8 protein-coding genes are annotated in these 12,326 nt (G+C 40.5%); 7 read left to right on the top strand and 1 reads right to left on the bottom strand.

Features of this window, described 5'->3' with window-relative positions:
* A partial coding sequence (locus tag PN471_RS02110) for a hybrid sensor histidine kinase/response regulator (RefSeq protein WP_271775465.1) occupies positions 1-841 on the bottom strand: 841 nt, incomplete at its 3' end.
* A gap of 393 nt (positions 842-1,234) precedes the next feature.
* On the opposite strand from PN471_RS02110, the gene PN471_RS02105 reads away from it, so the two are divergent.
* The 7 genes from PN471_RS02105 (at position 1,235) to PN471_RS02075 (ending at position 12,200) form a co-directional block, all read left to right on the top strand.
* Positions 1,235-1,954, top strand: coding sequence for an ATP-binding response regulator (locus PN471_RS02105; protein ID WP_271775464.1), 720 nt, complete (start codon positions 1,235-1,237; stop codon positions 1,952-1,954).
* 250 nt (positions 1,955-2,204) lie between these two features.
* Positions 2,205-3,833 (top strand): peptide chain release factor 3, encoded by a 1,629-nt coding sequence (locus PN471_RS02100; RefSeq protein WP_271775463.1) that lies wholly within the window; start codon positions 2,205-2,207, stop codon positions 3,831-3,833.
* A gap of 248 nt (positions 3,834-4,081) precedes the next feature.
* Positions 4,082-6,208, top strand: coding sequence for a zinc metalloprotease HtpX (locus tag PN471_RS02095; RefSeq protein WP_271775462.1), 2,127 nt, complete (start codon positions 4,082-4,084; stop codon positions 6,206-6,208).
* A gap of 493 nt (positions 6,209-6,701) precedes the next feature.
* Positions 6,702-7,211 carry an RNA recognition motif domain-containing protein gene (locus PN471_RS02090; protein ID WP_271775461.1) on the top strand — a complete coding sequence of 170 codons (510 nt, stop codon included), beginning with the start codon at positions 6,702-6,704 and terminating at the stop codon, positions 7,209-7,211.
* Positions 7,212-8,036: 825 nt separating this feature from the next.
* Entirely contained in the window at positions 8,037-9,305 is a 1,269-nt protein-coding gene (locus tag PN471_RS02085; protein WP_271775460.1) for a glycosyltransferase family 4 protein, read from the top strand.
* A 157-nt stretch (positions 9,306-9,462) separates the two neighbouring features.
* Positions 9,463-9,738 carry a hypothetical protein gene (locus PN471_RS02080; protein ID WP_027402957.1) on the top strand — a complete coding sequence of 92 codons (276 nt, stop codon included), beginning with the start codon at positions 9,463-9,465 and terminating at the stop codon, positions 9,736-9,738.
* Between the two features lie 734 nt (positions 9,739-10,472).
* Positions 10,473-12,200, top strand: coding sequence for an Rqc2 family fibronectin-binding protein (locus tag PN471_RS02075; protein WP_271775459.1), 1,728 nt, complete (start codon positions 10,473-10,475; stop codon positions 12,198-12,200).
* Positions 12,201-12,326: the final 126 nt, after the last annotated feature.

Here is a 12,326-nt window from a genome sequence, read left to right as displayed (position 1 = left end):
TGGTAATTGTTTCTTGGCCTAAATCTACAGAAAAATTAATAGTATGTTGGTTGTTACTCTCTGCTATTGCTGATTGGAGATGATGGCAAAAATCAACAATATCTGCTGCTTCTAAATGTAATTCTATTTTATCAGCTTCAGTACGGTTGATCATTAAAACGTCATCAAGGATTTGGGTAATATACTTGATGGTGTGTTGGATTGTTTGTAGATGTTCTTGTTTTCTTTCTTCATTGAGGCGATCGCTAAATTTTTGTAAAATCCCTGAAGATGAAGAAATAATAGCTAAAGGTGTGCGAAACTGATGGGATGCCATTGTAATAAACCGGGATTTTAACTGGTTTAATTCCTTTTCTTTTTCTAGTGCTTGTTTTAATTCTATTGTTCGTTCTATAACTCTATGCTCTAAATCCTCTATCAGTTCTGTGAGTTGTTGATTCTTGATTTCTAAAGTTTCACTTAATTCCCGTAAATGCAAATGGGTTTGTACACGAGCCAGCAATTCTTTTTTCTGAAATGGCTTAGTAATATAATCTACTGCGCCTAGATGTAACCCCTTAATCTTATCTACAGTATCAGCTAAGGCTGTCATGAAAATTATCGGAATTGACTCAGTTACAGGGTCGGATTTAAGTCCCTGGCACAGCTTAAATCCATTGATATCAGGCAACAAAATATCCAACAGTATTAAATCAGGAATACTGAAATGAATTTGCTGGACTATATTTGCTCCGTTGGTTGCAGTATGCACATTGTAACCTGCTGCGCTCAGGGTATAATCCAGAACTTCTAAATTGGTCGGATCATCATCAATTACTAAAATTGTGGTACACTTAGGCAATTTTTCCTTATCCCCTAACTCAATCCAGTTAAATTCTGTCGGATATTAACTTATGATTTTTTGATAAAATCAGTATATACTGAGGGAGCAAAATCATAGCGATCGCGGTTAATAAACAATTAAGCCTGTAATACTTCTCCTAGAGATACTTCTAGAGCCACTATGTCCCCGCAGTTAATTTTTTTGTTCATTTACTTTACTTAGTATACACTAAATTTGATATACTACAATTATTTTAATGAAAAGTGTAATTTACTACATTTGCATTAAGTAAACTGAGTTTCCCACTTACCGCAAGGTCTGATGATTCTCCTTTTTACTCCTTCTTATTCTTTCTTATTTCTCCTGACTCCTGATTTTTCACCGCACCCTATTTAAGACTACCAATCAGTTATGAGCTTAATTTTAATTATTGAGGATGAAAATTCGATTCGGTTAAATCTCCAAGAATTTTTAGAACTAGTAGATTTCTCGGTTATTACCGCCGTAAATGGCAAAATCGGCTTACAGTTAGCTAAAAATAGACATCCAGATTTAATTATCTGTGATATTATGATGCCAGAATTAAGTGGATATGAAGTGCTAACAGAACTAAGAGGTGATCCTAACTTAGCTGATATCCCCTTCATTTTTCTCACCGCTAAAGCAGAACGCTATGATTTCCGTCAAAGCATGGGATTAGGTGCGGATGATTATATTACCAAACCTTTTCAGCCTCATGAGATATTAGAAGCAGTCAACTCTCGTTTAAAACGACATTCAATTTCCAATCAAGCATATTTACAAGAGTCCCAAAAATTAGAAATACTCGAACAGGAAATCAAGAAAAATCGGTCTGAACTGCAAGACTGTCAGCAACTAGCGCAAATGCGAGGGAGTCTCCTCGATAAAGTCTCTCAAGACTTACGCAATCCACTTTCTAATATCAACATGGCAATTTGTATGCTCAAACAGGTTGATAACGAAAAAGATAGAGAAAAATATTTATTGATATTACAGGAAGAATGTAAACGAGAAATTGAGATATTAAATGAGATAAGTAGCTTACAGGAATTACTAACAGATGAAAATGCCAAGTTACTGAGAACTTACAAACTATTGGGAAAACTTTAATTAATTTAGGAGTCAGGAGTCAGGAGTTCAGGAGGAAGAAGAAAGAAGAAAGAAGAAAGAAGAAAGAAGAAAGAAGAATTGTTTTCACCAATTACCTATTCCCTATTCCCTGTTCCCTGTTCCCTGTTCCCTATTCCCTATTCCCTATTCCCTGTTCCCTATTCCCTGTTCCCTGTTCCCTGTTCCCTATTCCCTATTCCCTGTTCCTGAAAAAGATTACATTGAATGAAGTTAAAAACAAATAACAAATATGTCCATTGAACTGCAAATAGAACTAGGTCAAGCAGTGGAACAGCGTCGCAACTTTGCGATCATTTCTCATCCTGATGCTGGTAAAACTACCTTAACCGAAAAACTACTATTATACGGGGGTGCTATCCACGAAGCTGGAGCAGTCAAAGCCCGTAGAGACCAGCGAAAAGTAACCTCTGACTGGATGGCAATGGAACAACAACGGGGAATTTCCGTCACTTCAACCGTGTTACAATTTGCCTATCGTAACTGTCAAATTAATTTACTCGACACTCCTGGACACCAAGATTTTAGTGAAGACACCTATAGGACTTTAGCAGCAGCAGATAATGCAGTTATGCTGATTGATGCGGCTAAAGGTTTAGAACCGCAAACCCGGAAATTGTTTGAAGTTTGTAAAATGCGGGGGATTCCCATTTTCACCTTTGTGAATAAACTTGACCGTCCAGGTAGAGAACCCATAGATTTGTTGGATGAAATTGAGAAAGAACTGGGATTACAGACTTATGCAGTGAATTGGCCTATTGGTATGGGCGATCGCTTTAAAGGAGTTTTTGACCGCCAACAACAGCAAGTTCATTTATTTGAACGCAGTTCTCATGGTAGCAAAGAAGCGCGAAATACTATCCTCGATATAGGCGATCGCCAACTGGAAACCTTACTAGAAAAAGAACTTTACCACCAACTACAAGACGAATTAGAACTCTTAGAAGGAGTTTGTCCAGAACTAGATTTAGACCTGGTACACGCCGGCAAAATGACCCCAGTGTTTTTTGGTAGCGCCATGACCAACTTTGGGGTGGAATTATTCCTGAAAAACTTCCTCGACTTTGCCCTCAAACCAGGTACACATAGCAGCAGCGTCGGCGATATTCCCCCTACCTATCCAGAGTTTACCGGATTTATTTTCAAACTCCAAGCCAACATGGACCCCAAACATCGGGATAGAGTGGCTTTCGTCCGGGTTTGCACAGGCAAGTTTGAAAAAGATATGACAGTAAATCATGCTCGAACTGGTAAAGTTGTTCGTCTATCTCGTCCGCAAAAACTATTTGCCCAAGAAAGAGAATCTATTGATGTCGCTTATCCAGGGGACGTGATTGGTTTAAATAATCCGGGTGTTTTCGCAATTGGCGATACTATTTATACAGGACAGAAACTAGAATATGAGGGAATTCCTTATTTCTCACCGGAACTTTTTGCTACTTTAAGAAACCCCAACCCATCGAAATTTAAGCAGTTTCAAAAAGGTGTTTCCGAATTACGAGAAGAAGGGGCTGTACAAATTATGTATTCAACTGATGAAGCCAAGCGTGAGCCAATTTTAGCAGCCGTTGGTCAGTTGCAATTTGAGGTAGTCCAGTTCCGTTTACAAAATGAGTATGGTGTAGAAACCATTCTTGATTTATTACCCTACAGTGTCGCCCGTTGGGTTTCGGGTGGTTGGGAAGCCTTGAAACAGGTGGGACGTTTATTTAATACCACCACTGTTAAAGATAGCATGGGACGACCTGTGTTGTTATTCCGCAATGAATGGAATTGTCAACAATTAGAAGGTGATCATCCAGAGTTGAAATTAAGTGCGATCGCCCCCGTTTTTTCCCATCAACCATCGGTAGAGAGTTAGAGGAAGAGGCAGGAGGCAGGAGGCAGGAGGCAAGAGGCAAGAGGCAAGAGGCAAGAGGCAGGAGGCAAGAGGCAAGAGGCAAGAGGCAGGGGGAATATTTCTTCCCACTGACAACTAACAACTAACAACTGACAACTGACAACTAACAACTGACAACTGACAACTAACAACTAACAACTAACAACTGACAACTGACAACTGACAACTGACAACTAACAACTAACAACTGACAAATTATCAAAGTTTGTATGCCTTCCTATGCTGAATCATGTTTAGAGGCTGGTTTAGCTGCCCTCAAGCAGGGGAATTACTATACAGCGATCGCTAACCTTGAACCACTAGCCAAAAATCAAAGCGAAGAAAAGATTTGTTTACAGGCACGAGTGGGGTTAGTTATGTCCTATGCTCGCACTGGCGAAGTCTCCAAAGCGATCGCCCTGTGCCACAATTTGATTGCCAATAGTAATCCTCAAGTTCAAGAGTGGTCAAAACTTGCTCTTGAACACCTGCACAAACGCAAAAACCAGCAGAAAAAACCCCGCAAACCTAAGACTGGACTTATCTCCGGTTTAACCAATTCCTCACAACAGCCACAAACCGCCTATGTTGGGGGTGATGGTAATAATAATATTCAACCCGTTAGTATTTATTGGCGAAATGCTAGACGCGCTAAAGTTTGGCAACCTCTACGCAAGCCTAATATTATCCCCTCCCGACTGCTTGCCCTCTTCACATTCATGGCACTATTTTGGACGTGCCGAGAAGTGCTGAAATTCGTCCTGGATTCAATTAATCAAATTCTATATCAACTGCCATACTTAGAACCCATTCAGATTTTATATCATGATTCTAGTAACTTGATTCTAGGGTTATTTATAATCTTAATGGTATCGTCCCCTTGGTTACTCGACTGGGCGCTAACGAGATTTTCCGGTCAAGAAGAGTTACCCAAAGAGAAATTAAACTCCTACAGTCGGGAAACACTCAGAGTATTACAAAGGGCTTGTCAACAGAGACGCTGGACTATTCCCCAACTGAGAATTTTACCAATTGCTGCCCCCATGATTATCAGTTATGGCAACCTGCCCCGCACAGCCAGAATAACTGTTAGTCAAGGCTTATTAGAACAATTGGCAGATGATGAAATAGCCGCCATTTATGCTTTATCCTTGGGGCAAATTGGGCGTTGGGACTTTGCAGTGATGTCTCTAGTGCTACTTGTAACCATGCCATTTTATGGCATATATCAGCAAGTGTCAGTTTGGGGAAATCAACATCAGAGTAAAATTTGGCGTTGGCCAGGTACAATTTTAGCCGCCATTAACTACGGAATTTGGTGTCTGTTCACAGGCACAGCCTTACTTAATTCTCGCTTACGACTTTACCATAGCGATCGCCTATCCGCAGAAATTACCGGTAATCCCAATGGACTAATTCGCGCCTTGCTAAAAATATCCATTGGTGTAGCCCATGATATTGGACTAAAAGAACAGACCTGCTGGCAGTTAGAAAGTCTAAATCTGCTTTCGCCCGTCGCATACCAGCACAGCATGGTTTTGGGTAGCACCGCTGGTCATCTACCTTTTGAATCATTCTTAAAATGGGAAAATTTTCATCCCTACCGTCAATGGTTAACAATCAACAGTTGTCATCCAGCCATAGGCGATCGCCTCGAACGTCTTTGTGACATAGCCCGCCATTGGCATTTAGACACCGAACTGTATCAAACAACCCCATCACAACCCATCCTCATCAAACCCCAAACCTTCTGTTTACAAATAGCCCCTTGGTTGGGCATCCCCCTTAGTATTGTCTTCGCTGGTCTGATTTGGTTAGTTTGGCAAACAGCATACACCCTACATTTATTAAACTTAAAATGGATTTATGACGATTGGTCTTTTGTAACAGGTTGTATGTTAATTGGTTTTAGCATTGGCATAGTCATCCGCATCAATGCCTTATTTCCCGACATTACACCTGCAAATGCTCAAAAAGACGAAAACTTCACCAGCCTATTAGCAGATCCGGCAATTTTACCAATTGATAGTGCTAAAATCCGGTTTACTGGTAAACTGTTAGGTCGTCCTGGAATTGGTAATTGTTTAGCACAAGACCTAATTCTACAAACTAGCCAAGGTTTAATGAAATTACATCATATTCCCTGGTTAGGAAGGTCATTCAATCCTCAAGACTTGATTGGCAGACAAATCACTGTCACAGGTTGGTTACGACGTGGGGCAACTCCCTGGATTGATCTCCAAACCCTAGAAACCCAAAGCGGCCAAAAAATTCATAGCCCTCATCCTATTTGGTCTACTGTCATCGCCGTCGTTGCCCAAGTTTGGGGCGCTTATATGATGCTCACAGGTTCTTAGTCATTGGTCAGTTGTCATTGGCAAAATTCTTTCTCCCCCCCGACTTCCCCTGCCCCCTGCCTCTTTTACCTCTTGCGTTAAAAATGTGTTTTATGTTACGATAAAGGAATACTATTGGCTGTTGGCAGAAAAGTTTCTGCCGAACTAGCTACGTGGAAAATACCATGATAATGTTAAGGAATGGTATTTTGTTCTGCGGGCAAGAATTAAGAAGAATGAATTTACTGTGGTGGATAGTTGGCTATTAAATTAACAATTCCTAAAATTAAAGTGATATTAGCCCACGACTGCATAATTGCTTTCGTGACGAATAAGCTTGATCCCAACAAAAAACTGTATTCTATAAGTTGATAGCATGACTCACGCCACGCTACAATATCGGATTGCAGAAATTGGTTTGTGGCAGTTTTAGTCCATAGTATCTATTCAAAAACCAAAGCCAATTTATTGTTTTTGTCTTGCCCTGTTTAATCCCAATTCGGAGGTATGTTCCATGTCCATTCGCCTATATATAGGAAATTTGCCCAAAGAAGAAATAGATCGTCAAGATTTGCAAGCTGTATTTGCAGAAGAAGGCGATGCTGTCACCACCAAACTAATTAAAGACCGGAAAACAGGCAAATGTCGGGGTTTTGGGTTTCTAACAGTCAATAATGACGAACAAGCAGATCAAATTATTGAAAAATATAATGGTCAAATGTTCAAAGATACACCCATCAAGCTGGAAAAAGCTTTACCACGGACTAAAGGAGAGGAAGGTGAAGAACAACCACAACAACAAGTTCCCAAACCAATTATCCAAGGTAGTAGCACCCCTAGTTCTAGCGGTAATAAAGAAGGTAATCGTCGGGAGAGAAGTAAGAAATCTCGGCGTGGTAGCGGTGGTGGTAGTGCGCGTGAAACTGCTACTAGCGTTGATAACGAAGCTTTTCGTCCAGATCCCCGTTGGGCAGCGGATTTAGAAAAGCTAAAACAAATGCTGTCAGCACAAACTACCAACTAAATTGTCTGTTTCGTGAATACGCTTTGAGAGTAATTCTTAAAGCTTATTTTGGATTAGTGCCAGCGGATAAAAATGTCTTTCGTCACCCACGAAAGTCCAAATTTAATCAACAAGTAGTGCAGGTAGCTATATCAGGTTATCTGCACTATTTGTTTTAGGGATTTTTCCAGTTTGACGGTGTGATTACACAAAATTTGTGATTTTTTAGAAAAACTGTATCTAAATTAACAAAAATTCTCACAATGTAGGAATAGTATAAGCTAATACAATTAATTATCTTAATGAAATCAAAGGTTTTGAAAGTGACGGTAATTAAGGTGATGTTTTCGCAATACCTTGTCCATCTTTTGTAGGTCGGGTTAAGCGACAGCGCAACCCGACGCTCATGTTGGGTTCTGTGCCTCAACCCAACCTAAAAATCAGGACTTTTTTTGATTTGGACAAATTATTGTTTCGGTAATTTAACTTTGATGGATTGACTTTAAGGAAAATTATTTTGATTGCTTGAACCTTGTAAATAATCAACCCTAAATATCTGACTTATGATGTGGCGTTGCTACTTCAGATGGGTTTTATCATGGATTAACTAATATATCATGATAGATAATATTTGTTCGTCTATGTCAAAAGATAGGGAACAATGTCTATCGCAGGTATTAAGTATAAATATAGAAAATGGGAAAAATTAACTAATATTTTGGTAATAGTTAAAATATAATAAATATTAATTATTGAAAGTTCCCCACAAAAACACAGATTTCAGTTTAATAAGCGCAAGTTGCAAATTCACTCCCATATTGTTGAAATCAGAAACGGAAAAGATCTATGAAAGCTACCACGAAAAAACACATTGCTTTAATTTCAGTTCATGGTGATCCAGCAATTGAAATAGGCAGAGAAGAGGCAGGAGGACAAAATGTTTATGTCCGCCAAGTGGGTGAAGCCCTGGCACAGCTAGGATGGCAGGTAGATATGTTTAGCCGGAGGGTCAGTGCTGATCAAGAAAGGATAGTGGAACATAATCCTAATTGTCGGACTATTCGGTTAACCGCAGGTCCGGTGGAATTTGTGCCAAGAGATCAGGGTTTTCAATATTTGCCAGATTTCGTCTTTCAGTTACTAGAATTTCAAAAAGAAGCTGGGATTCATTATGATTTAGTGCATACTAATTATTGGTTATCTAGCTGGGTAGGAATGGAACTCAAGAAAAGACAAGGAACTAAACAGGTTCATACTTACCATTCCTTAGGGGTGATCAAATACAACACCATAGAAAATATTCCTCTGGTGGCAAGTCAACGTTTAATAGTCGAAAAACAAGTATTGGAAACAGCGGAAAGAATCGTTGCCACCAGTCCTCAAGAACAGGAACATATGCGATCGCTTGTTTCCCAAAAAGGCAAAATTGATATTATTCCCTGTGGTACAGATATTCAGCAATTTGGTTCGGTGGAAAGACAAGCTGCCAGGGCTACTTTAGGAATTGATCCAGAAGCTAAAGTGGTGTTATATGTAGGTAGATTTGACCCCCGCAAAGGCATAGAAACCTTGATCAGGGCAATGAGGGAATCTAAGTTTTACGAATCCAAACAATTGCAGTTGATTATTGGTGGTGGTTGTACACCGGGGAATAGTGATGAAAGAGAACGCGATCGCCTTGTCGGCATTGTCAACGAGTTAGGGATGGGTGAATGCACGTCCTTTCCTGGTTGTCTAAGTCGGCATATATTACCAGCTTATTTTGCTGCTGCGGATATTTGTGTTGTTCCCAGCCACTATGAACCCTTTGGATTAGTAGCTATCGAGGCCATGGCCTGTGGTACACCTGTAGTCGCTAGTGATGTCGGTGGACTGCAATTTACCGTTGTCAATGAAGAAACTGGTTTATTAGTACCACCACAAAATGTCCCAGCTTTTAACCACGCTATTGATCGGATTCTTGGCAATCCTGTATGGCAACAAGAACTAGGAAAAGCTGCTAAACAGCGTGTTATCAATAAATTTAGCTGGCATGGTGTAGCGAGTCAGTTAGATGAACTATATACCCAACTGTTGGAACAATCTGTTAGAGAACCCGCATTAGCAATTAAATAGGGAACAGGGAAGAGGCAGGGGGCAGAAGGCAGAAGCCAGGGAGAATATTTCTTCCCAATGACAACTGACAACTGACAACTGACTATTCCTGCATAGTTGGTAAGATAGGAAAGCATCAAGTAAACTCTAAACATACTTGCAGTTAGACGGTGAAATGATGGAAGTTCAAGAAATCAAAAAATTCCCGAAGCCCAGGAAACCAGACAGCGAATCCCAAAATTTTCAGCACGTCAAGATCCTTGACTGCAACGAACCAGTATGCAGGGTAATTTGTGAATGTTGGCACTGCAAACAAGGGATATTATCTGAGGTAGACGTATCATCTTCACAGTATTTAGAGGTAGAATGCCCAAGTTGTGGGAAAACTGCCGTAAGGTTGATGGCAGAAAAGGTGATTTCCACTACACCTATCCCTTCACCTTGGCAAGGATGATTTCATTAAGTACTCAATACTATTGCCAAAGCCCTGAAACCCTATTGATATCGTCACGATTTTATTGGGTTTCAAACATATTTTGGAAAATTGGCAATAGTATTGGTACTACGACAGAATTAATTACATATTGGTTATTTACCAATCTTTTGCCAATCAAGGATTTCAGACCAGATTTTTGTGTAATTAATTTTGTCCAATTACTTAGAGTGTTCCAAGCAATAAATGATCCAAAACCTGTCATTACCCTACGGGAAGCTTACGCCTACGCAATGACCATTGGGCATTTTTTTGGTTGGAATACTCCTACTAAAGTCTGTCCAGCTATTCCCAATCCTTTGACTACTTCTGCCATGAATTGTCTTCGGTCACTTCCCTTGAGTTTTTTAGCTGTTTTTATATACAGAGATTTTAGGTTCTCCGTGAGTTAAATGATAGATTTTGGACGCATGAGGTAATCTGCACACTTAAATTATCTTCTCTCATTATAGGATCAATCATTCTGTTGAGTTCTCTTAGATTGAAGAGTCAAAATCCAAAATTTCTTTCTCAAATCAGGGAAGATAGAATTACAACCCAAAGTCCAGTTATTTAATGAACCAAGAAAATACTAAAGTCAGATTTATGCAAAACATCACGAAAGTGGGGGGAATTCATGAATTCCCCCTACTCAAGATTGTGCGTAAGTCCTATAAGGAAGAAAGTAATTTGATAGCGAAAAAGGGGTAATTGTTGTGCAACCCCTCGACTTTACCGCTTTAACTGCCGCTTGTGGCGAAATCCGCGCTAATTGGTTGCCTGCACGCATAGAACAGGTATATCAGCGCGATCGCTTTACTATTGCCATTGCCTTACGCACCTTAAATCAACGGGGTTGGTTAGATATTTCCTGGCATCCCCAAGCCGCCCATATTTGTATTAGTGAACCACCACCACGCGCCCCAGATACTTTTACTTTTAGTCAACAGTTAAGACATCAGTTAGGTGGGTTGGCTTTAGTGGGAATTGAGGCTATTTCCCCTTGGGAACGAGTTATTGATTTACAATTCGCCCGTCGTCCGGGAGAAACTGCCCTTTATCACGTTTATGCGGAAGTGATGGGCAAATATAGTAATGTGATTTTAACTGATGCAAGTAATGAAATTATCACTGCCGCCCATCAAGTTAGTCAGCAACAATCCAGCGTTCGTCCGATTCAAACTGGACAAAGTTACGAAACACCACCGAAACTGACGGGAAAAGTCCCCAATTTAAGCGAATCTATAGAACGCTGGCAAGAACGGGTAAGTTTAGTCCCCGGAGGTATTAAACGCCAGTTACTCAAAAGTTATAGTGGTTTAAGTTCGGCTTTGCTAGACACGATGCTGTTAGCGGCAGATATCATCCCAGATACGAATACTGACGAACTTACTCCCCAAGATTGGCAAAATTTATTTCAACGTTGGCAAGAATGGTTACAGGCTTTAGATTTAGGTAAATTTCAACCTGCTTGGACAGAAACCGGATATACGGTGATGGGTTGGGGTGGAGTTGCACCAACAAAGAATATTCAAGAGTTAGTTTACCGTTATTATTCTGATCAACTGAATGAACAGTTATTTGGACAACTGCGTCATCAGTTAAGTCAGAAATTGTTGAATATTTTGGGGAAGTTACGCACTAAAGCGAAAACTTTTAGCGATCGCCTGCAACAATCAGATCAGGCTGAAGAATATCGTCAAAAAGCCGACCTATTAATGGCCAACCTGCACCATTGGCAACCAGGAATGCAGGAAATGATTTTACCAGATTTTGAAACCGAACAGCCAATTGCGATCGCTCTTTTGCCCGATAAAAACGCCGTCCAAAATGCCCAAAAGCTTTATAAACAGAACCAAAAACTCAAACGCGCCCGTGCTGCCGTTGAACCCTTACTATTTGCAGTCCAAGCAGAAATTGACTATCTCGAACTTGTAGAAGCGGCAATTTCGCAAATAGACAAATACCAAAATCCAGAAGATTTACAAGCCTTAGAAGAAATCCGGGATGAACTCATTGGGCAAAAATATCTAGAGGATTTAGAATACCGCAGCCGTAGCAGCAACAACACCCCCAGCACTAATTTTCATCGTTACCGCAGTCCCAGTGGCTTTGAAGTCCTTGTTGGTCGCAATAACATCCAAAATGATCAACTGACATTCCGTGTCGCTGGGGACTATGATTTGTGGTTTCACGCCCAAGAAATTCCGGGGAGTCATGTCCTGTTACGCTTAGAACCGGGTACAGTTGCCGAAGAAGCTGATTTACAATTTACAGCCAATCTAGCAGGTTATTTCAGTCGCGCCCGTCAAAGTGACCAAGTACCAGTAGTTTACACCCAACCCAAGCACGTCTACAAACCCAAAGGCACTAAACCAGGACTTGTGGTTTATAAACAAGAAACGATTATTTGGGGAAAACCCCAACTGGTCATTGGTCATTAGTCATTGGTCATTGGGAAAATTCTTTCTCCCCCCCCTACTTCCCCTTGCCTCTTGCCTCTTGCCTCTTGCCTCTTGCCTCTTGCCTCTTACCTCTTGCCTCTTACCTCTTGCCTCTTACCTCTTACC

Origin of the sequence: Aphanizomenon sp. CS-733/32, from assembly GCF_028330045.1 — a bacterium.
GTDB lineage: Bacteria > Cyanobacteriota > Cyanobacteriia > Cyanobacteriales > Nostocaceae > Dolichospermum > Dolichospermum gracile.
This window is presented reverse-complemented; position numbering and strand designations above follow the sequence as displayed.